The organism is Streptomyces sp. NBC_00016 (assembly GCF_045040885.1).
Lineage (GTDB): Bacteria > Actinomycetota > Actinomycetes > Streptomycetales > Streptomycetaceae > Streptomyces > Streptomyces coriariae.
In genome coordinates this window covers 2,307,035-2,327,341 of the sequence record NZ_CP108304.1, presented here as the reverse complement: position 1 = coordinate 2,327,341, position 20,307 = coordinate 2,307,035, and the positions used below count along the sequence as shown (strand labels likewise).

The window sequence follows — 20,307 nt, the reverse complement described above, 5'->3', positions numbered from 1 at the left end:
GGATCTTCGCGGGGCTGCCACAACCTGGGACGGCTTGCACGGGGTTCCGACCCAAGCGCGTGAGAAATTGTGAGATGTGGGAGCGTGAACCGGGTGAGCGAGAGTACGACCAACACCCTGCAATACCGCTTCGACGGGCCGGAGGACGCCCCTGTCCTGATCCTGGGCCCCTCACTGGGCACGACATGGCACATGTGGGACCGTCAGGTTCCCGAGCTGGCCCAGCAGTGGCGGATCTTCCGCTACGACCTGCCCGGCCACGGCGGCGCCCCGGCCTACCCGGTCGGTTCGGTCTCCGACCTGGCCGGGCGGCTGCTCGCCACCCTCGACGGGCTCGGCGTGCAGCGCTTCGGCTACGCGGGCTGCGCGTTCGGCGGCGCGGTCGGCGTGGAGCTGGCGCTGCGGCACCCGGAGCGGGTCGCCTCCCTCGCGCTGATCGCGGCCTCGCCGCGGTTCGGCACGGCGGACGAGTTCCGGCAGCGGGGCGTGATAGTCCGCACCAACGGTCTCGACCCCATCGCCCGCAGCTCGCCCGACCGCTGGTTCACCAGCGGCTTCGCGGCCGCGCAGCCCGCGATCACCGAGTGGGCCGTGCAGATGGTGCGCACCACCGACCCCGGCTGCTACATAGCGGCCTGCGAGGCGCTCGCCGCCTTCGACGTGCGGGCCGAGATCGGTCTCGTGGGTGTGCCGACCCTGGTCCTCGTCGGCTCGGACGACCAGGTCACCGGCCCCGCCGAGGCGCGCACGCTGGTGGCCGGCATCCCGGACGCCCGGCTGGCCGTCGTACCGGGCGCCTCGCACCTGGTGCCGGTGGAGCAGCCCGCGGCCGTGACCGACCTGCTGGTCCGCCACTTCTCCACGGCCTGGCAGCCCGCCTACGACTCCGGCACCGGGCAGACGGCCGTGCCGGGCATCCCCGTCAGGGCGGTCCTGACCGTGCCCCAGCAGCCTCCGCAGCCGGTGGCCATCGCGGAGATCGCGCCCGCCCCGGTCCTCGAACCGGTGCAGGCCATGGGCCGCCCCGATCCGTACGACGCCGGTCTGAAGGTGCGCCGGGAGGTCCTCGGGGACGCCCATGTCGACCGGGCGCTGTCGCAGGCCGACGACTTCTCCGGGGACTTCCAGGAGTTCATCACCCGCTATGCCTGGGGCGAGATCTGGGACCGGCCCGGCCTCGACCGGCGCTCCCGCTCCTGCGTCACGCTCACCGCGCTGGTCGCGGGCGGCCACCTGGAGGAGCTCGCCTTCCACATCCGTGCCGCGCTGCGCAACGGCCTCACCCCGGACGAGATCAAGGAGGTGCTGCTCCAGGCAGCCGTCTACTGCGGCGTACCCGCGGCGAACAGCGCGTTCAAGGTGGCGCAGCAGGTCATCCGGGAGGAGACCACCCCCACCGAGTGAGCCGCGCACCGGACGCGGGGGCAGGATGGATCTCATGACGGCTCTGAAACTCACCAAGAAGTCGCACGCGTGTGTGCGCCTGGAGAAGGACGGGCGCACGCTCGTCCTCGACCCGGGCGGATTCAGCGAGGCGGACGCCGCGGTCGGGGCGGACGCGATCCTGGTCACCCACGAGCACCCCGACCACTTCGACGAGAAGCGGCTGCGGGCGGCCCTGGAGGCCGACCCGGCCGTCGCGATCTGGACCCTGAGGTCCGTCGCGGAGAAGCTCTCCGCGGCGTTCCCCGGCCGGGTGCACACGGTCGGCCACGGCGACACGTTCACCGCCGCGGGTTTCGGCGTCCAGGTCCACGGCGAGCTGCACGCCGTCATCCATCCCGACCTCCCGCGCGTCACCAACGTCGGCTTCCTGGTCGACGAGGGCCGCGTCTTCCACCCCGGAGACGCTCTCACCGTCCCCGGACACCCGGTGGAAACCCTGCTGGCCCCGGTCCAGGCCCCCTGGAACAAGATCTCCGAGGTCATCGAGTACGTCCGCGAGGTCCGGCCGCAGCGCGTCTACGACATCCACGACGCCCTGCTCACCGACCTCGCCCGTCCGATCTACGACACGCACCTGGGCAACCTGGGCGGCGCCGACCACCGCCGGCTGGCGCCCGGGGCCTCCGCGGAGGTCTGAGCGAGGGCGTTGTCGGACCCGCCGGGTAGGTTGTGAGGCATGCGTATCGCGACCTGGAACGTGAACTCGATCACCGCCCGCCTGCCGAGGCTGCTGGCCTGGCTGGAGAGCAGCGGCACCGACGTGCTGTGCCTCCAGGAGGCCAAGGTCGCCGAGGCGCAGTTCCCGCTCGACCAGCTGCGCGAACTGGGCTACGAGGCGGCGGTGCATGCCACGGGCCGGTGGAACGGCGTGGCGGTGATCTCCCGCGTCGGCCTGGCGGACGTGGTCAAGGGCCTGCCCGGGGACCCTGGCTACGACGGGGCGCCGGAGCCCCGCGCCATCGCGGCGACCTGCGGCCCGGTCCGCGTCTGGTCGGTGTACGTGCCGAACGGACGCGAGGTGGACCACCCGCACTACGCCTACAAGCTCCAGTGGTTCGAGGCCCTCAAGGCCGCCGTCGCGGGCGACGCGGCGGGCAGCCGTCCCTTCGCGGTGATGGGCGACTACAACGTGGCGCCGACCGACGACGACGTGTACGACGTGGCCGCCTTCGAGGGCCTCACCCACGTCACCCCGGCCGAGCGGGCCGCCCTGGCGTCGCTGCGCGAGGCCGGCCTGTCGGACGTCGTCCCGCGCCCGTTGAAGTACGACCACCCGTTCACGTACTGGGACTACCGCCAGCTGGCGTTCCCCAAGAACCGCGGCATGCGCATCGACCTGGTGTACGGCAACGAGCCGTTCGCCAAGGCCGTCAAGGACTCCTACGTCGACCGCGAGGAGCGCAAGGGCAAGGGCGCCTCGGACCACGCTCCGGTCGTCGTCGACCTCGAGGTGTAGCGGGAGCCGGTGCCCGTCCGTCTACGCGCGATGCCCGCCCGGACCGCGGTCTCGGCCCTCGGCATGTGCCAGCGCGCCTGTGGTGCGCACGCCGGTGCGAATGTCACGCTGGGCTTATGAACATCCCTTTCCTGGGCAACAGGAGCAAGAAGTACCGTGCGGCGGTGCTCGCCGAGGACCCCGAGGGGATCGCCGAACTCCTCTCCGAATGCGAGCTGTTGCGTTCCCAGGTGGCCCGGCAGGGGATCGGACTGGACGACACGGCCGCCTCGTTGGAGGCACTGGACCAGCTTCCGCCGCGCTGGCGCGAGGACGAGGAGACCCTGCCCTGGTTCGGTCACGACGCCGGGCTCTACCTGGGGACGGTCGTCGTGCGTACGGTGCCCGGTTCCGTCTGGGTGATCTGGCCCGGCGGGGAACCCGTCGTCCGGCTGGCGTCCGGCCGGGAGGTCGACGTGGTCACCGCAGGGCGCGAGTGGGCCGCGACCGGGACCCCCGAACTGTCCCAGCTGTACGCCGAGGTGGCCGAGAACTGAAGTACGAGCGCGTAAATACGGCTAATGACAGAAAAGTGCGTGTCGTGCCTCAACTCCAGTCTTCTGTGGATAGTTTGCGGCAACCACGACACAGCTGAAAGTGAGTAGGGCTGCGCATGGCCGTCGATCCGTTGATCGAGCTGCGTGACGTCAACAAGTACTTCGGGGAGCTGCATGTCCTCCAGGACGTCAACCTCACCGTCGGCAGGGGGGAGGTGGTCGTGGTGATCGGCCCTTCGGGGTCGGGGAAATCGACACTGTGCCGTGCGATCAACCGGCTGGAGCCCATCCACTCCGGTTCGATCACGCTCGACGGACAGCCGCTGCCCGAGGAGGGCAAGGCGCTGGCGGGACTGCGTTCCGAGGTCGGCATGGTCTTCCAGTCCTTCAACCTGTTCGCCCACAAGACGGTCCTGCAGAACATCTCGCTGGGCCAGGTGAAGGTACGCAAGCGCAAGAAGGACGAGGCCGACCGGCGCTCGCGCGAACTGCTCGACCGGGTGGGCCTCGCCGACCAGGCCGACAAGTTCCCCGCCCAGCTCTCCGGAGGCCAGCAGCAGCGCGTGGCCATCGCCCGCGCCCTCGCCATGGACCCCAAGGCGCTCCTGTTCGACGAGCCCACCTCCGCCCTCGACCCCGAGATGATCAACGAGGTCCTGGAGGTCATGCAGCAGCTCGCCCAGGAGGGCATGACCATGGTCGTGGTCACCCACGAGATGGGCTTCGCCCGCTCGGCCGCCAACCGTGTGATCTTCATGGCCGACGGCCGTATCGTCGAGGACCGCACCCCCGAGGAGTTCTTCACCGCCCCGCGCAGCGACCGCGCCAAGGACTTCCTGTCCAAGATCCTCAAGCACTGAGCGACGGCGCCAGCCGCAGAGCCCACCCGCCCCGGCGGCGGCCGGAGATCACTGCCCGCGCAGCGGAACCGACACGTACGACGGGTCGTTCGCCGGCGAGGAGAAGGTCAGCCGCGCGCCGGACGGGTTGTGCTCGATGTAGAGCGGGTCGACCGTGTCGACCACCAGGGCGAGCCGGTGCCCCGCCGGGACGTCGTAGGCCGTGGAGAACAGGTCCAGGTCGAGACCGAACGACTTGCCCGGCGTGTGCCCGTGGAAGGTGTACGGCGCGTTGGCGACCAGTCTGCCGAGGCCGAGCGGCCCCACGTCGTAGAGGTAGGCGACGAGGGTGCCGCTCTCCTGGGTCGGGGTGACGGTGGTGTGCACCTGCGCGGTGCCGCGCACCTGCTGGGCGGTGGCGTACTTCCCGGACTGCCACACTGCGGCCCAGCGCCGGGGGAGCAGGGGGATCGCGGCCACCGGGGGCAGCTTCGCCACCTGGTCGAGGATGCTGGACAGGAAGACGATCCCGCCGTCGGCGCCCGAGTCCACGTTGGTGTGGATCGTGGTGGAGCCGGCGAGGGCGATCTTCTTCCGGGTCGCGTTCACCGACTTCCAGTCCGGATATCCCTCGTAACCGCTTGTGGAACGGGACTTGAGCCGGACGGGCTGCTCGCGGTCGATGCCGTTGTCCTCGCCCTTGAGGTAGTGGTCGAACCAGCGCTCGGTGTCGGTCCACACGTCGTTGGGCAGCCCGAACAGACCGGTGAGCTCGGCGGTCGCGTGGTCGCCGGGGCGGAACTCCAGCCGCTTCGGGCCGGTCAGCCGCTCGTAGAAGGCGGCGGACTGGTTGGGCGGGAAGATCGTGTCGCCCCAGGCGCCGGCCATCATGATCGCCGTGCCGTTCTTGTTGAGCTGGTCCAGGTAGGTAGCGGGGGAACGTTTCTGCCCCCAGGCGACGATGTCCTTCTCCTTCGACAGGTCGGAGGAGTAGAAGGCCGAGAACACCTCCTGGGACTCGGCGCTGCGGCGACCGGCGACCGTGCCCACGGTGTCGAGCACGGCGGCGGCCTGGACGTGCTGGGTGCGGCCGGAGTAGATCGAGTCGATCAGGTCGCCCCAGCCGCTGAGCGAGGCGACGGCCTTGACGCGCGGGTCGTGGGCGGCGGCCAGCAGGCTGATCCCGGCGCCGTACGAGACGCCCGCCATGCCGACGTGTCCCGGGTCGCTCGGGGTGTTCGCGAGGGCCCAGTCGACGACCTTGGCGGCGTCGGCGACATCGTGCGGCCCGGCCACGTCGATCTCGCCGCCGGACTGCCAGAAGCCGCGCACGTTGTAACTGAGCACGACATACCCGGAGTCGGCGAGCCGCTGTGCCTGGGCGAGGTACTCGACCTGCGGGAAGCCCCAGCTCGTCGGCAGCACGATCAGCGGGTGGCGGCGGCTGCCGTCGGCGCCGGCGGGGGTGACCACGTTGGCCTTGAGGACCGTACCGCCGTCCCCGGCGATGTCGACGTACCGGACTCCGCCGGTGCCGGCCTGCGCGGCGGGCGCCAGGCCCAGTGCCCCGCCGGCGACCAGGGTCGCGGAGACGGCGCCCATGGCGGTCGTACGAAGGGCCATGCGGTGCGGTCGTCCCACGGGTCACTCCTCTTGCCTGCGCCATCGCAAAGTGACCCGACGGTAACCGCTGGGTCCCGTCGGAGGTAACCGTCGGTAAGTTACGTCGCAGTAACAATTGTCGTGTCCGGCAGGGGTGCCTGCGCCGCCCGGGTCACGTCCGCCACCAGTTCGACCACATCGGGGCCGTACACCTGGGAGTTGATGACCTTCAGGAGCAGTACGAAGGAGTCGTACCCGTGTTTGCGGGCCAGCCGTTCGTGGTTGCGGACCAGGTAGCGGGTGGCGGCCTGGTTGTTGATCGCGCGCTGGCCGCAGAACAGGAACACCGGCCGCGCCTCGCGCCGCCGGCCGGCGGTGAGCCGGGCCAGCAGGACGTACTCGGTGACGCCCGGTTCCATGCGGTGGTGCTCGCTGCCTATCTGGAACGCCAGCCGGTCCGGGCCCGGTTCGCGGTCGGTGTTGATGCGCACCCCGGGCAGCATGGCCTGGATATGGGCCGCCATCCGCCGGTTCGATCCCGGGCCGCCGACACAGAACTCCGTCCGCTCTCCGAAACCCTGCCGGGCCGCGTCCTGGGTGACCACCTCGGCGCCCGCGCCGCAGTCCTTGATGAGCGCGGCGAGTTCCAGGAGCGCGAACACGTCGTGGCGGTGCACCGCGAGGTCGGGGCTGCCCGCGTCGCGGTTGACGACCAGCAGGCACTCCGAGTTCTCGGGCAGCCCGAAGAAGGCCTGCTTGCGCCGGAGTCTGCGCTTCCACAGGTAGGTGCGGGTCAACCAGCCGAGCGCGGCACTGATGCCGGCCGCGACCACGCCCAGGACGATGTTGCGCACGTCGTCGTTCATGGGCGCGCATGGTAGCGGGCGAGCACGACCGGGGCGTACCCGTGTTCGAGGTGTGGCGTTCGTATGACAGTGCCCGGAAGGAGGCTGTCAGGGCCCGGTGAATGTGGTTACGCTGCGCGGACGGTCCTGGACTGGAGGTACGGATGCGTCGCCCTGTCGCGCGGAAACTGTCGGTCCTGGCGGTCTCGGCCGCCGTGGTCACGGTGGGGGCCGCGGCGCCACCCGCCGCTGAGAGAACCACTGTTGCGAAGGTCCCGGTCGCCGTCGGCTACGGCGGTGCGGTCGCCAGCGTCGACGCGGACGCCTCCGCGGCCGGCATCGAGGTACTGCGCAAGGGGGGCAACGCCGTCGACGCGGCCGTCGCCACCGCCGCCGCCCTCGGCGTCACCGAGCCCTACTCCTCCGGTATCGGCGGAGGCGGCTACTTCGTCTACTACGACGCCGATTCCCGTGCGGTGCACACCATCGACGGCCGTGAGACCGCCCCGCTGACCGCGGACTCCGGTCTCTTCCTGGAGAACGGCAAGCCGCTCGCCTTCGCGGACGCCGTCAGCAGCGGCCTGGGCGTCGGCACGCCGGGAACCCCCGCCACCTGGGCGACCGCGCTGAGGGAGTGGGGCAGCGAGAGGCTCGGCACGGTCCTGAAGCCCGCCCAGCGCATCGCCCGCGAGGGCTTCACCGTCGACGACACCTTCCGCACCCAGACCGCCGCCAACGAGACCCGCTTCCGCTACTTCCCCGACACGGCGAAGCTGTTCCTGCCCGGCGGCCGACTCCCGGTCGTGGGATCGACGTTCAAGAACCCCGACCTCGCCCGCACCTACGAGGAGCTGGCCCGCAAGGGCGTCGGCGCGATCTACCGCGGCGACCTCGGCGAGGACATCGTCTCCACCGTCAACAAGCCGCCCGTGGACCCCGGTTCGGGCTGGAACGCCCGGCCGGGCGACCTGTCCGCCAAGGACCTCGCGGCCTACCGGGCCAAGCTCCAGGCGCCCACGAAGACCTCGTACCGCGGTCTGGGCGTCTACTCCATCGCCCCCTCGTCCTCGGGCGGCACGACGGTCGGCGAGGCCCTCAACATCCTGGAGAACACCGACCTCTCGAAGGCGAGCGAGGTCCAGTACCTGCACCACTACCTCGAAGCCAGCCGGATCTCCTTCGCCGACCGCGGGCGCTGGGTCGGCGACCCCGCCTTCGAGGACGTCCCCACGAAGCAGCTGCTGTCGCAGAGGTACGCCGACTCACGCGCCTGCCTCATCAAGGACGACGCGGTCCTCACCAGCCCGGTGACGCCCGGCGACCCGCGTCACCCGGCCGCCTGCGGCACGGGCGGTACGGCGGCGCCGACGACGTACGAGGGCGAGAACACCACGCACCTCACCGTCGCCGACAAGTGGGGCAACGTGGTCTCCTACACGCTCACCATCGAGCAGACCGGCGGCAGCGGCATCACGGTGCCCGGCCGCGGCTTCCTCCTGAACAACGAGCTCACGGACTTCTCCTTCGCCCCCGCCAGCCCGGCCGTCCACGACCCGAACCTCCCAGGACCGGGCAAGCGGCCGCGCTCGTCGATCTCGCCGACGATCGTGCTCGACCGCCACAACAAGCCGGTGGTGGCGCTTGGTTCGCCCGGCGGCGCGACCATCATCACCACCGTGCTGCAGACCCTGACCGAGTTCGTCGACCGCGGACTGCCGCTCGTCGACGCGATCGCCGCCCCACGCGCCAGCCAACGCAACGCCGCCCAGACGGAGTTGGAGCCCGCGCTCTACGACGACACCAGCCCCGACGGGCTGCGCGCCCAACTGGAGGCCATCGGGCACTCCTTCAAGCTCAACCCGGAGATCGGCGCGGCCACCGCCGTGCAGCGGCTGCCGAACGGCAAGTGGCTGGCCGCCGCCGAGAAGGTACGACGCGGCGGCGGCTCGGCCCAGGTGGTGCGTCCGGCGCCCTAGTACGTCAGCAGGATTTCGCCGCCTGACCTTCGGGTTTGGCTGGGCTGCCGGAATGCGGCGGGTCATGAAGCGGTGAGGGGCGGTCTCGCGGAGGCCGCCCCGCCATCGGCCCACGACTTCCGCCGCCGCATACCTGACCACGTGCGCGGGCAACTGCCCGCCGGAGGCGTTCGTCGCGGTCGTCGGCTCGACGGGCTGGGAGCGTGGCTGCGACCTGTTCGCGCTGATGGACGCCGCCGACCATCTCGTACAACTTCCCGCGCCGCGCAGGGTCCGCGTCCTGACCGGTGCTGCCGGGGCGTCAGGTCCACGGTCCGCGGATGACATGCCGTTCGGGGAAGATGCGCGACTCCACGTATCTGCCGATCTCCCGCACGTCGTCGGGCGTACCGACACCCGGGAGTTCGACATACTCCGTGGACGAGGCACCCGCCTCGTTGTACCGCAGGCCCAGGGATGCGGTGTTGGTGAGATATGTGCCGAACGTACGCACATAGCTGGGTGATTCGACGATCTGGTAGTACCAGACGAACTGGACCCGCCGCCGGACGAAGCCGGCCTTCACATCGACGCCGTACTCGTAGAAGTCCGCACCGTTGGTCCGCGTCTTGACGTACGCGACCAGGGGGAAGGTGAGGATCTGGGCCACGACGGCCAGGAGGGCGAGCAGTCCGAGCATGCGGACGCCCATGGGGATCCGCAGGCTCTCTCCGGCGACGAACAGCAGAGCAGCGATTGCCACGGCGATCAGCAGGTGCTTCAACAGCGAAGGCAGGAGATGGCGGGCCTTGAGGCGGACCGAGCGGACGACGTGCCCGCGGTCGGCCACCCGGTGGGAGTCGACCCGGGCCCGCAGGGTGGGCGGGCCCGGCGTGAGGGCAGGCCCGACCAGGGGCGGCGCACCGCCGGCGGGCCCGGCCGGGGGCAGCAGGGGCTGCGGGCGGGCCGCGGAGGCCTCGCACTCGCGCAGCCGGGCCCGGGCGTCCTGGTGGTCGGTGACCGTCAGGACCAGTCGGTAGGCCTCGGCGGCTTCCCCCGTCGCACCCTCGGCCTGCAGGATCCGGCCGAGACGGTACGCGGCCAGATGATGGCGCGGCTCGCTGTCCAGGACGCGCCGGAGGCTCGCCTGGGCCTCGGGTGCCCGCCCCAGGTCGGTCAGGCAGACGGCGAGCGCGAAGCGTGCGGCGACGTCGTCCGGTGACCGCTGGAGGAGGCGCTGCAGCAGGGGGAGCGCCTCGTCGGGCCGGCCCCGGCGATGCAGGTCGCCGGCCTCCGCGTACAGCCCCGCCTCCTCGTCCGGCGTGCCGCCGGACGACGGTTCGTTCGTGCTCAACGAGGTCCCCCCTCTTACGTCAGCGGTGCGGGCGCCGTCCCCGTTCATGCGCGGTTGCTCTCGGCGACGCCCGCCTCGGCCGTGATCAGCGGAGTGATTCCGCACAGGCCGTAGCCGGCCAGTCCGATCAGTCCGGCCACGAGACACACCCCGAGTGCGGTGTAGGCCTGGGTGTTGTCGACGGGCGGCGACCCGGCCGGGTGGGGCCGGCTCATCCAGTCGCCGAAGTGCACGAACTCGATCATCCCGACGGCCAGCACGGCCTGGGACACGGTGTGCAGCAGCCGGCCCCACAGATCACCCGGCCCCGGCCGCACCACCCGGTGGCAGAGCACGAGACCGGCGTTGACGCTGAAGACGCCCAGCAGCACAAGGTCGAGCCAGGCCAGGGGCGCGCCGGGCTGCGGCCAGGGCGGTCCCTCCCCGCGCAGGGCCGCGTCGAGCCAGGGCACCGAAGGATCTCGGGCGTTCGACCACAGGGGCGAGCGGTCGTCGGTGACGCGACCGTCGATGCCCGTCGCGAGGAGTGCGGCGCCGAATCCGCACACCAGGAGTCCCGGCCAGAACAGCGTGCTGCGCGCACCCGGCCCCCGCCCGGCCCAGGGTGACGGTCCCGTTCCGCTCGCCATGCCGACCCCCGTCGCCCAGCCCAGGTTGCCGCGCGGCCGTGCGGCTCACGCACGCGGCATCGTCGCGCCGTCCGAAGGGCTCCGCCATGGGCGTGCGGAGGCACACGGAGAGCGCACGAGGGGAACGCGATTGCGCCTGGTGACAGGGCTGCCGGGGCCCGGGACAATCGCGGGCGGGTGAAGGTGTCGTACGCCGTTGGGGGTGGGCGCGATGGGTGAACGCTGGCGCATCTTCCGCAGGACCGGCCGGCCGCCGACTCGGGGTGGCGGCGGCACGGGGGCGACCGGGGAAGGACGCCGGTTCGGACCGAGCCCGGGCCACATCCCCGGGGGCACCCGTTTGCCCGGCGCGGTACCGCCGGGGCAGGGGCGGACTCCGTCGGAGAGCGGCGACGGGCACAGGGGCGGAGGCGGTGGCGGTGGCGGTGGCGGTGGCGACGGTACGGCCGGAGCCGACGCCGGGACGGGCCCGGACGCCGGGGCCGGTCCGGGGCAGCACGTCGGGCACGGGCAACCTGCGGACGGCCAGCACGGGCACGGCGAGCACGGGCACGGCGAGCACGGGCACGGCCATGGCCACGGGCAGGGACACCAGGGGGACTCGCCTGGTGGGAACCCCGGTGCCGGGCACGCGCAGGGACATGACCACGGGCACTCCGGCACGCAGGGGCATCAGAGCCTGCCGGAGGTGCCGGGCGCAGCACCCGATCACCACGACAAGTTGCCGCCCGTGAAGGGCGAGCCCCAGCCCCACACGCCCGACTGGAGCGGCAAGGATCCGTATCCGTGGGACAAGGGAGCCTCGGACTCCTCGCAGCCGCACCCGGGACACCACCACGGAGGGGGCCACGATCCCCACGACAGCACGGCACCCCCGCCCTCACCCGGGTCGCCGACTCCAGCGCCTGCTCCGGCCGGCCACGGGAGCCACGGTCACGGCCATGTCGCACGAGCCGACGAGGGCGGCGGTGAAGGTGAGGAAGTGTCCGGCGGTGGTCAGGACGTCGGGGTGCCCGACGCGGCCACGGCCGCATCGCCGCCCGCGACCGACGCCGGCGGCGCCGCGGACGCGGGGATACGGGAAGAGACCGGCGACCGGGTGGACGGCATCCCGGTCATCGGCGAGCCCACGTCCACCTCTTTGCCGTCGACGCAGACGCCCCAACAGCCGGACGGTCCTTTGCCTGCCGACCAGTACGAGTTCCGGGCCGACCCACCCTCAGCAGCACCGGGACAGCCGCAACAGCAGGACCAGGCCACGTCCACGGATCAGCAGGCCTCCGCGGTGGCGCAGGCCGACACGCCCTACTGCGCCGGGCAGGACTTCGGGGCCGTGGCGTTCGACCTCGCGGGCGGGACGGGCCCGGACACGGGTGCGGACGCCTCGGCGTCCCCGGACGGGGACAGCCCGGCGCCCGGCTTCGATGCCTTCACCTTCGCGGCTCCGCCGGAGGCGATGGCCTGACGTGCGGGCCTGACGTGCGGGCCTGACGTGCTGGCCTGACGTGCTGGCCTGAGGGTGTGGCCTGAGAAATCCTGTCGAAGTACTCGGGCCCGTCCGGTCGCTTCGAGGCGTTCACAGCTCAGGGGCGGGTGGCTCGCCGGTACGTGTACGGAACGCGAGCCGCCCGTCCTCGACCTCCACCGTCACCCGGTCGCCCTCCTCGACCCGCCCGTCGAGGAGCAGCCGGGACAGCTGGTTGTCGACCTCGCGCTGGATCGTGCGGCGCAGCGGACGGGCGCCGTACTCGGGCTGGTAGCCGCGCTCGGCGAGCCAGTCGACGGCCGCGTCGGTGAACTCGGCCGTGATGCCCCGGGCCTGCACCAGCTGCCGCGTCCGCTGCAGCAACAGGTCGGTGATCCGCCGCAGTTGCTCACCCGTGAGTTGCCGGAACACGACGATCTCGTCGATCCGGTTGAGGAACTCCGGCCGGAAGTGCTCGCGCAGCGGCCGCAGGATCTGTTCGCGCCGCGCCTCCTCGTCGGCGTCCGCGCCACCCGATCCGAAGCCGATGCCGGCACCGCGCCGGGTGATCGCCTCCGAACCCAGGTTGCTGGTCATCACGATGACCGTGTTGGTGAAGTCGACCGTGCGCCCCTGGGAGTCGGTGAGCCGGCCGTCGTCGAGGACCTGGAGCAGGACGTTGAAGACATCCGGGTGCGCCTTCTCCACCTCGTCGAGCAGGAGCAGGGAGTAGGGGTGGCGGCGGACGGTCTCCGTCAGCTGCCCGGCCTCCTCGTGGCCGACGTAGCCGGGCGGAGCGCCGACCAGACGGCTCACGGTGTGCCGCTCCTGGTACTCGCTCATGTCGAGCCGCACCATGCGCTCCTCGCTGCCGAACAGCGACTCGGCGAGCGCGCGGGCCAGTTCGGTCTTGCCGACGCCGGTCGGGCCGAGGAACAGGAAGCTGCCGATCGGCCGGTCCGGGCTGGCGAGCCCGGCGCGCGAGCGCAGCACCGCGTCCGCGACGACCCGTACGGCCTCCTCCTGGCCCACGACCCGCTCGTGCAGGTGCTCCTCCAGGGCGAGCAGGCGGTCCTTCTCCTCCTGGGTGAGGCTCGCGACCGGGATGCCGGTCTGCCGGGACACCACCTCGGCGATCGCCTCCGCGGTGACCTCCAGGTGCCGGCCCTCGTCGGAGGTGACCTCACCGGTCGCGTCCGCGATGCGCTGCTTCAGCTCGACGATGCGGTCGCGCAGGCGGGTGGCCTGCTCGTACTGTTCGTCCGCGACCGCCTGGTCCTTGTCGCGGGCCAGTTCCTCGGCCTCGCGCTCCATCGCCCGTACGTCCGTGCCCTTGGTGCGGGCACCGAGCCGCACCCGGGCGCCGGCCTGGTCGATCAGGTCGATCGCCTTGTCGGGCAGGCGGCGGTCGGTGAGGTAGCGGTCGGACAGCTCCACGGCCGCGACGAGCGCCTCGTCGGTGTAACGGACCTGATGGTGGGCCTCGTAGCGGTCGCGCAGCCCGCGCAGGATCTCCAGCGCGTCCGCGACGGACGGCTCCGGGACGAGGATCGGCTGGAAACGGCGGGCGAGCGCCGCGTCCTTCTCGATCCGCCGGTACTCCTCCAGCGTCGTCGCGCCCACGATGTGCAGCTCGCCGCGGGCCAGGGCCGGCTTGAGGATGTTGCCGGCGTCCATCGACCCGCCGCCCTCGCCACCGCCGCCCGCGCCGACGACGGTGTGCAGCTCGTCGATGAAGACGATCAGCTCGTCGGAGTGGGCGCGGATCTCGTCGACGATGGTGGTCAGCCGCTCCTCGAAGTCGCCGCGGTAGCGGGTGCCCGCGACCACGGCCGTCAGGTCCAGGGCGACCACGCGCCGCGCGACGAGGACGTCCGGCACGTCCCCGTCCGTGATCCGCTGCGCCAGTCCCTCCACGATGGCGGTCTTGCCGACGCCGGCGTCGCCGACCAGTACCGGGTTGTTCTTGCCGCGCCGGGAGAGCACCTCGATGGTCTGCTCGATCTCGTCGTCGCGGCCGATCACCGGGTCGATCCGGCCCTGACGGGCCAGCTCGGTGAGATCGGTGCCGTACTTGTCCAGGGTGGGTGTGCCGGTGGGCCGCTGCCGGTCGCCGGGGCGGGGCGTCTGCGCGGTGTCCGGGGGCTCGCTCGGCAGGCCCGCGGCGGCGAAGCGGGCCGCGTTGAGGATGTGCCCGGCCGCGGAGTCCGGGTTCGAGGCGAGGGCGCTCAGCACGTGCTCCGGGCCGATGTAACCGGCCCCGCGCGAGCGGGCCAGGTCGTGCGCGTCCAGCAGGGCGCGTTTGGCGGCCGGGGTCAGCGACAGCGACGTGGGCGGTGGCACCTCGCCCGGCGGGTGCTGGACCGGGCCCGAGCGCTCGTCGATCTCCGACGCGAGGGACTCGGGGTCGGCGCCGGCCCGGCTGAGCAGCGTGCGGGTCGGCTCCGCGCCGAGGGCCGCGCGCAGGAGATGCTCGGTGTCCAGGTCGCGGCTGCCGTGCTCGGCCGCGTACTGGGCCGCGCCGCGCACGAGCTCCCTCGCGGGCCGGCTGAGGAGCTGGCCGATGTTGATCTGGCGGGGGCCGGGGCGGGGCCCGCCGAAGAAGCGGGCCAGGAACTCGCCGAAGGGGTCGCCGTACCCCTCCGGGCTGGAGAAGCCGCTGGTCATGGCGTTCCGTTCGATCGACTTGCGCTGCCGGTGCGGACGGGTGCCCTGTCCGTCCCGGGCTACACCACGATGGCACGATCCGCAGGGCGCGGCATGTCCTGGGACCGCCCACCACACGGCGGCCGGCCCCGTCGTCCGTGGGCGGTCGCGCCCGCGGGGCGCAGCGGCAGACCGGTACGGCACCGCGCGTGCCGGTGGCGGCGGGCGCGGGTGGCGCGTGGGCGGTCGCCCATGAGGCGGGGACGCCGATTGTTACGGCCCCGCCCCTGTCGGCGGAACCGGCCGCGGTCCTTGCGTGGGTGGTTCCGTCCACGGGGCGGAGCGGCAACGCCCTGTACGACCTGCGCCAGGGCGGATCGGGTACGGCCTGCGCCTGCCGGGGCAGGGGGCCGTGGGCTGTCCGTGGGCAGTGGCGCCCACGGGCGCGGGCCGCAGGTCGATACGGTCCGCGCCCGTCGTGGAATGGTCCTACCGGCGCTCGGTGAGGACCCTCGGTCCGCTTTCCGTGATCGCCACCGTGTGTTCCGCGTGGGCCGCCCGGGAACCGTCGTTCGTGCACAGGGTCCAGCCGTCCGGCGCCTCGTGGTACCCGTCCTTGCCGCTCGCGATCAGCATCGGTTCGATCGCGATGACCATGCCGTGGCGCAGGGGGTAACCCCGGCCCGGGCGGCCCTCGTTGGGGACCGCGGGGTCCTCGTGCATGTGGCGGCCGATGCCGTGGCCTCCGAAGCCCTCCGGGATGCCGTAGCCCGCCGTCCGGCACACCGTGCCGATCGCGTGCGCGATGTCGCCGATGCGGTTGCCGACGACCGCCGCCTCGATACCGGCCGCGAGGGCCCGCTCGGCGGTCTCGATCAGCCGGACGTCCGCCGGGCGCGGTGTGCCCACGGTGAAGCTGATCGCGGAGTCTCCGGCCCAGCCGTTCAGCGCGGCGCCGAAGTCCGCCGAGAGGAGGTCGCCGTCGCGCAGCCGGTAGCCGGTGGGGATCCCGTGCACGATCGCGTCGTTCACGGACGCGCAGAGCACCGCCGGGAAGGGTGTCGTGGCGAAGGACGGGCGGTAGCCGAGGAAGGGGGACGTCGCCCCCGCCTCCCGCAGCACGTCGTGTGCCAGTTCGTCCAGTTCCAGCAGGGATACGCCCACGTCGGCGGCCTCGCGCACGGCCGTCAGCGCTCGTGCGACGACCTGTCCCGCCTCGTACATGGCCTCGATCGATGTGTCTGTCTTGAGCTCCACCATGCCAATTACTATACCGGTATTAGAATGGGTGCATGGTACGCACCCCCCTCACCCCGGAAGAGCGCGAACGCGGCGAACGGCTCGGCCTGTTGCTGCGCGAGGCCCGCGGTGGCCGGAGCATGGCCGACATCGCGGCGAGCGCCGGCCTCTCCGCCGAGACCCTTCGCAAGATCGAGACCGGCCGCGCCCCGACGCCGGCGTTCTTCACCGTCGCCGCGCTCGCCCGCGTGCTCGGTCTTTCGATGGACGACCTGGCGGGGCTGTGCGTGCCCGCCCCCGCGTGACACCCTGGGGTCGCTGTCCGCGCCCGTTCGGGATCGCGCACAGGTCGTCGCGTCGTTTTCGAAAACTGGCTGTAGCCGCGCTGTAACACGGTTGGTGTTTTCTACGAACCGGAGTGTTCCGGTCGGGGCGGGAGTCGAGCGATGGCTGTGGATCAACTCCCGGGCCAAGTACGGGAGTTCGCGAGCTACCTGAACGGACTGCTGTCGCGCCTCGATCAGGGCGCCGGCTGGTGCGCCGTGTTCTGGCAACGCGATCCCGACGGCATGCAGGCCTGCCTCGACGGGCGCGAGGTGCCGCCCTGGGACGTGGTGGAGGCGGTGCTCCAGGACCTCGCCGCCGAGTACGGGACCGCGGTCGCCGCGCAGCAGGCGGAACGGGTCCGGCCCCTGCACGCCGCCGCCCTCGCCGCCCACGACGCCCGGCCCGGTGGCCGCGACGCCCTCGGGGACCGGCTCGACGTGATGCTCCGCGAACAGCGTTACGCCGCCGAACGGCTGGCCGAGCTGGGCCGCAGGCTCCCGTCCGCGGCCACCCACGAGCAGGCCGAGGCCATCCGTCTCGACCTCGCCTGGGCCCACGACGACCATGAACGGGCCACCGCACGGTGCGCCGAACTCCGCTACCGGATGGCGGAGTCGGACCGGCTCCCGTCGGCGGGCGCGGCCTCCGGTCCCGCCCCGCACACCGCCGCCGCGGACCCCGCCCACGAGACGGCAGCCCGGTACGACACTCCCGCCGGATACGACACTCCCGCCGGATACGACGCCCGTGCCGGATACGACACTCCTGCCGGGTACGGCGTCGCCGGGTCCGCGGCCGGAGCGCCGGTCGACACGTACGAGGCCGAGGCCGCGGCGCAGGCGGCCGAAGCCCCCGCCTCCCGGCCGGCTCCCGACGAGGACCCGCCCGCCCCCGCCCCGGCCGTCGTCCCCAAACAGCGCAAGCGCCGCCGCGGCAGCGCCCGTTTCGCCGGTATGGCCGAGGAGGAGGACGCCGCCTCCCTCGCCGTACCGCCCGCCGCCGAACCGGTGGCGCCCGCGCCCGCCCCGACCGGGCGCCGCACCCCGCGCGGCGCCCGCTTCGCCGGGGCCGCCACCGAGAAGGCCGAGCGGTCCGAGCCGCGGCGCGAGCCGCTGGACACGGCGGCCCGGCGGGAGACCGTCGAGACGGTCGAACGGCTGGTACGCCTGCGCGGCGAAGGCCGCAGCGGCGAGGCGCACGCCCTGCTCGTGGAACTCGCCTACTGGCCGGCCGCCCGCATCCCGCTGCTCGCGGCCGAACTCCAGCGCGCCGGGCTCACCGCCGACTGGACCACCCTGCTGTGGGAGGCCGCCTCCCTCCCCGCCGACCGGCTCGTCGCCGCGGCCGACGCGCTGGTCGCGGTGGGGCGCACGGCGGACGGCGAGCAGATCCTGCGCCAGGGCGTCGCCCGGCCGGCCACCGAGATCGGGCAGGCCGTCCTGGGACTGGTCGAGGAGGGCCGGCGACGCGAGGTCGGCGCGCTGCTCGACGCCTACGTCCGGGTCCGTACCCCCGAGGAGGCCGCGCGCAGCGTCGCCCCGGCCCCGGAGACCCTCGTCCCCCTTGTGCTGGAGGCCGCCCGGACGGTCTCCGAGGAACGCCACTGGGACCTGGTGCACGCCCTCAGGGTCGCCGGCTTCACCGCCTGACCCGGGCCACGCCCTTACGCCGTACGCCCGGCGACTCACCCACCGGAGTGTGAAACGCGATCGACTCGGCGGGTTAACGACGATGGTCTTGGCAAGCCCGTCCCGGAGGCTTACGTTCGTCCCTCTACGACCTTCGTCTACGGGCGTAGAGGCTCTGACGTCCCGTCGAAGGAGCAGCTCATGGCCAACGTCGTACGTGCCGCACTGGTCCAGGCCACCTGGACCGGCGACACCGAGTCCATGGTGGCGAAACACGAGGAGCACGCCCGCGAGGCGGCCCGCCGGGGCGCGAAGATCATCGGGTTCCAGGAGGTCTTCAACGCTCCCTACTTCTGTCAGGTCCAGGAGCCGGAGCACTACCGCTGGGCGGAACCGGTCCCCGACGGGCCGACCGTGCGTCGTATGCAGGATCTCGCGCGCGAGACCGGCATGGTCGTCGTCGTGCCGGTCTTCGAGGTCGAGCAGTCCGGTTTCTACTACAACACCGCCGCCGTGATCGACGCCGACGGCTCCTATCTCGGCAAGTACCGGAAACACCACATCCCGCAGGTAAAGGGTTTCTGGGAGAAGTACTACTTCAAGCCCGGCAACATCGGCTGGCCCGTCTTCGACACGGCCGTCGGCAAGGTGGGCGTCTACATCTGTTACGACCGGCACTTCCCGGAGGGCTGGCGGCAACTCGGTCTCAACGGCGCCCAGCTGGTCTACAACCCGTCCGCGACCCACCGCGGCCTCTCCGCCCACCTCTGGCAGCTGGAGCAGCCGGCGGCCGCCGTCGCCAACGAGTACTTCGTCGCCGCGATCAACCGGGTCGGCGTCGAGGAGTACGGGGACAACGACTTCTACGGGACGTCGTACTTCGTCGACCCGCGCGGGAAGTTCGTCGGCGAGGTCGCGAGCGACAAGGACGAGGAACTCGTGGTCCGCGACCTCGACTTCGACCTGGTCGAGGAGGTCCGGCAGCAGTGGGCCTTCTACCGCGACCGCCGTCCCGACGCCTACGACGGGCTGGTGCAGCCGTGAGCGACCTCCACGCCCGCCACCGGAAGGTCCTGCCGGACTGGCTCGCCCTCTACTACGAGGACCCGCTGGAGATCACCCACGGCGAGGGCCGGCACGTCTGGGACGCCGAGGGCAACAAGTACCTCGACTTCTTCGGCGGCATCCTCACCACCATGACCGCGCACGCGCTGCCCGAGGTCACCAAGGCGGTGAGCGAGCAGGCCGGGCGGATCAACCACTCCTCGACGCTCTACCTCAACCGGCCCATGGTCGACCTCGCCGAGCGCATCGCCCACGTCAGCGGCATCCCCGACGCCCGCGTCTTCTTCACCACCTCGGGCACCGAGGCCAACGACACGGCGCTGCTGCTCGCCACCACCCACCGGCGCAGCAACACCGTTCTCGCGATGCGCAACAGTTACCACGGCCGCTCCTTCAGCGCGGTCGGCATCACCGGCAACCGCGGCTGGTCGCCGACCTCGCTGTCCCCGCTCCAGACGCTCTACGTGCACGGCGGGGTACGCGGACGCGGCCCGTTCGCCGGTCTCGGCGACGCCGAGTTCATCGAGGCCTGCGTCGAGGACCTGAAGGACCTGCTCGGTCACACCCGCCCGCCCGCTGCCCTGATCGCCGAGCCCATCCAGGGGGTCGGCGGGTTCACCTCGCCGCCGGACGGACTGTATGCCGCATTCCGTGAAGTGCTGAACGCATACGGGATCCTGTGGATCGCCGACGAGGTGCAGACCGGCTGGGGCCGCACCGGCGAGCACTTCTGGGGCTGGCAGGCGCACGGCCGCAGCGGACCGCCGGACATCGTCACCTTCGCCAAGGGCATCGGCAACGGCATGTCCATCGGCGGCGTCATCGCCCGCTCCGAGATCATGAACTGCCTGGACGCCAACAGCATCTCCACCTTCGGCGGCACCCAGGTCACCATGGCGGCCGGCCTCGCCAACCTCTCCTACCTGCTGGAACACGACCTCCAGGGCAACGCCCGGCGGGTCGGCGGCCTGCTGATCGAGCGGCTGCGGGCCGTCGCCGCCCAGGACCCCGGGGTACGGGAGGTACGCGGGCGCGGGCTGATGATCGGCGTCGAGCTGACGAAACCCGGCACCGACCTGGCGGACCCGGACCGGGCGGCCGCCGTGCTGGAGGCGGCCCGCGCCGACGGGCTGCTGATCGGCAAGGGCGGCGGCCACGACACCAGCGCCCTGCGGGTCGCCCCGCCGCTGTCCCTCACCGTCGCGGAGGCCGAGGAGGGCGCCGCGATCCTCGAAGGCGCCCTGAGGAGCACGCAGTAGCGCAGGCCTGAGCAAG

17 protein-coding genes and 1 pseudogene are annotated in these 20,307 nt (G+C 72.2%); 12 read left to right on the top strand and 6 right to left on the bottom strand.

Features of this window, described 5'->3' with window-relative positions:
- The first annotated feature begins 93 nt into the window (after positions 1 to 93).
- From pcaC to OG933_RS10335, 5 genes are all read left to right on the top strand, one after another.
- Complete coding sequence (pcaC, locus tag OG933_RS10355; RefSeq protein WP_362523126.1) at positions 94 to 1,404, top strand: 4-carboxymuconolactone decarboxylase; 1,311 nt, start codon at positions 94 to 96, stop codon at positions 1,402 to 1,404.
- 43 nt (positions 1,405 to 1,447) lie between these two features.
- A complete protein-coding gene (locus OG933_RS10350) occupies positions 1,448 to 2,083 on the top strand; it encodes an MBL fold metallo-hydrolase (protein ID WP_405633335.1) in 636 nt (211 codons plus the stop codon).
- Between the two features lie 39 nt (positions 2,084 to 2,122).
- A complete protein-coding gene (locus tag OG933_RS10345) occupies positions 2,123 to 2,902 on the top strand; it encodes an exodeoxyribonuclease III (RefSeq protein WP_142266843.1) in 780 nt (259 codons plus the stop codon).
- Between the two features lie 116 nt (positions 2,903 to 3,018).
- Positions 3,019 to 3,438 carry a DUF6278 family protein gene (locus tag OG933_RS10340; protein ID WP_405626624.1) on the top strand — a complete coding sequence of 140 codons (420 nt, stop codon included), beginning with the start codon at positions 3,019 to 3,021 and terminating at the stop codon, positions 3,436 to 3,438.
- A gap of 116 nt (positions 3,439 to 3,554) precedes the next feature.
- Positions 3,555 to 4,298 (top strand): amino acid ABC transporter ATP-binding protein, encoded by a 744-nt coding sequence (locus OG933_RS10335; RefSeq protein WP_362268757.1) that lies wholly within the window; start codon positions 3,555 to 3,557, stop codon positions 4,296 to 4,298.
- Positions 4,299 to 4,346: 48 nt separating this feature from the next.
- Here the strand turns inward: OG933_RS10335 and OG933_RS10330 are convergent, their stop codons facing one another.
- Together OG933_RS10330 and OG933_RS10325 are read right to left on the bottom strand one after the other, a co-directional pair.
- Positions 4,347 to 5,900, bottom strand: a complete 1,554-nt coding sequence (locus OG933_RS10330) for a CocE/NonD family hydrolase (protein ID WP_405633334.1) — start codon at positions 5,898 to 5,900, stop codon at positions 4,347 to 4,349.
- 98 nt (positions 5,901 to 5,998) lie between these two features.
- Positions 5,999 to 6,745 (bottom strand): hypothetical protein, encoded by a 747-nt coding sequence (locus OG933_RS10325; RefSeq protein WP_020125506.1) that lies wholly within the window; start codon positions 6,743 to 6,745, stop codon positions 5,999 to 6,001.
- A 143-nt stretch (positions 6,746 to 6,888) separates the two neighbouring features.
- Between OG933_RS10325 and ggt the strand changes: the two genes are divergently transcribed.
- Positions 6,889 to 8,700, top strand: a complete 1,812-nt coding sequence (gene ggt, locus OG933_RS10320; protein WP_405626623.1) for a gamma-glutamyltransferase — start codon at positions 6,889 to 6,891, stop codon at positions 8,698 to 8,700.
- A 145-nt stretch (positions 8,701 to 8,845) separates the two neighbouring features.
- A pseudogene (locus OG933_RS10315) lies at positions 8,846 to 8,980 on the top strand (4-hydroxy-2-oxovalerate aldolase); the annotation flags it as partial.
- 21 nt (positions 8,981 to 9,001) lie between these two features.
- Here OG933_RS10315 and OG933_RS10310 read toward each other — a convergent pair.
- Together OG933_RS10310 and OG933_RS10305 are read right to left on the bottom strand one after the other, a co-directional pair.
- On the bottom strand, positions 9,002 to 10,033 hold the full coding sequence (locus OG933_RS10310; protein ID WP_362523118.1) for a tetratricopeptide repeat protein: 1,032 nt from the start codon (positions 10,031 to 10,033) through the stop codon (positions 9,002 to 9,004).
- A 44-nt stretch (positions 10,034 to 10,077) separates the two neighbouring features.
- On the bottom strand, positions 10,078 to 10,662 hold the full coding sequence (locus OG933_RS10305) for a hypothetical protein (RefSeq protein WP_362523116.1): 585 nt from the start codon (positions 10,660 to 10,662) through the stop codon (positions 10,078 to 10,080).
- Positions 10,663 to 11,644: 982 nt separating this feature from the next.
- On the opposite strand from OG933_RS10305, the gene OG933_RS10300 reads away from it, so the two are divergent.
- Positions 11,645 to 12,127: a hypothetical protein gene (locus tag OG933_RS10300; protein ID WP_405626621.1), complete on the top strand. Its 483-nt coding sequence runs from the start codon at positions 11,645 to 11,647 to the stop codon at positions 12,125 to 12,127.
- Positions 12,128 to 12,238: 111 nt separating this feature from the next.
- Here OG933_RS10300 and OG933_RS10295 read toward each other — a convergent pair whose 3' ends face one another.
- Together OG933_RS10295 and map are read right to left on the bottom strand one after the other, a co-directional pair.
- Complete coding sequence (locus OG933_RS10295) at positions 12,239 to 14,794, bottom strand: ATP-dependent Clp protease ATP-binding subunit (RefSeq protein WP_362523112.1); 2,556 nt, start codon at positions 14,792 to 14,794, stop codon at positions 12,239 to 12,241.
- Between the two features lie 468 nt (positions 14,795 to 15,262).
- Complete coding sequence (gene map, locus OG933_RS10290; RefSeq protein ID WP_267021457.1) at positions 15,263 to 16,033, bottom strand: type I methionyl aminopeptidase; 771 nt, start codon at positions 16,031 to 16,033, stop codon at positions 15,263 to 15,265.
- A 32-nt stretch (positions 16,034 to 16,065) separates the two neighbouring features.
- Between map and OG933_RS10285 the strand changes: the two genes are divergently transcribed.
- The 4 genes from OG933_RS10285 to OG933_RS10270 all read left to right on the top strand — a co-directional run bounded on the left by OG933_RS10285 (position 16,066) and on the right by OG933_RS10270 (position 20,291).
- A complete protein-coding gene (locus OG933_RS10285) occupies positions 16,066 to 16,317 on the top strand; it encodes a helix-turn-helix domain-containing protein (protein WP_405626618.1) in 252 nt (83 codons plus the stop codon).
- Between the two features lie 141 nt (positions 16,318 to 16,458).
- Entirely contained in the window at positions 16,459 to 17,988 is a 1,530-nt protein-coding gene (locus tag OG933_RS10280; RefSeq protein WP_362523109.1) for a hypothetical protein, read from the top strand.
- 180 nt (positions 17,989 to 18,168) lie between these two features.
- Positions 18,169 to 19,011: a nitrilase-related carbon-nitrogen hydrolase gene (locus OG933_RS10275; protein ID WP_362523107.1), complete on the top strand. Its 843-nt coding sequence runs from the start codon at positions 18,169 to 18,171 to the stop codon at positions 19,009 to 19,011.
- Positions 19,008 to 20,291: an aspartate aminotransferase family protein gene (locus OG933_RS10270; protein ID WP_405626616.1), complete on the top strand. Its 1,284-nt coding sequence runs from the start codon at positions 19,008 to 19,010 to the stop codon at positions 20,289 to 20,291. The genes OG933_RS10275 and OG933_RS10270 overlap by 4 nt, the downstream gene beginning before the upstream one ends.
- The last annotated feature ends 16 nt before the right edge of the window (positions 20,292 to 20,307 follow it).

Excerpts from the sequence above, each read along its gene's own strand:
- OG933_RS10345 (WP_142266843.1), top strand. The coding sequence starts at position 2,123 with ATGCGTATCGCGACCTGGAACGTGAACTCGATCACCGCCCGCCTGCCG.
- OG933_RS10340 (WP_405626624.1), top strand. The coding sequence starts at position 3,019 with ATGAACATCCCTTTCCTGGGCAACAGGAGCAAGAAGTACCGTGCGGCG.
- OG933_RS10335 (WP_362268757.1), top strand. The coding sequence starts at position 3,555 with ATGGCCGTCGATCCGTTGATCGAGCTGCGTGACGTCAACAAGTACTTC.
- OG933_RS10330 (WP_405633334.1), bottom strand. The coding sequence starts at position 5,900 with ATGGCCCTTCGTACGACCGCCATGGGCGCCGTCTCCGCGACCCTGGTC.
- OG933_RS10325 (WP_020125506.1), bottom strand. The coding sequence starts at position 6,745 with ATGAACGACGACGTGCGCAACATCGTCCTGGGCGTGGTCGCGGCCGGC.
- ggt (WP_405626623.1), top strand. The coding sequence starts at position 6,889 with ATGCGTCGCCCTGTCGCGCGGAAACTGTCGGTCCTGGCGGTCTCGGCC.
- OG933_RS10305 (WP_362523116.1), bottom strand. The coding sequence starts at position 10,662 with ATGGCGAGCGGAACGGGACCGTCACCCTGGGCCGGGCGGGGGCCGGGT.
- OG933_RS10295 (WP_362523112.1), bottom strand. The coding sequence starts at position 14,794 with ATGACCAGCGGCTTCTCCAGCCCGGAGGGGTACGGCGACCCCTTCGGC.
- map (WP_267021457.1), bottom strand. The coding sequence starts at position 16,033 with ATGGTGGAGCTCAAGACAGACACATCGATCGAGGCCATGTACGAGGCG.
- OG933_RS10285 (WP_405626618.1), top strand. The coding sequence starts at position 16,066 with ATGGTACGCACCCCCCTCACCCCGGAAGAGCGCGAACGCGGCGAACGG.
- OG933_RS10280 (WP_362523109.1), top strand. The coding sequence starts at position 16,459 with ATGGCTGTGGATCAACTCCCGGGCCAAGTACGGGAGTTCGCGAGCTAC.
- OG933_RS10275 (WP_362523107.1), top strand. The coding sequence starts at position 18,169 with ATGGCCAACGTCGTACGTGCCGCACTGGTCCAGGCCACCTGGACCGGC.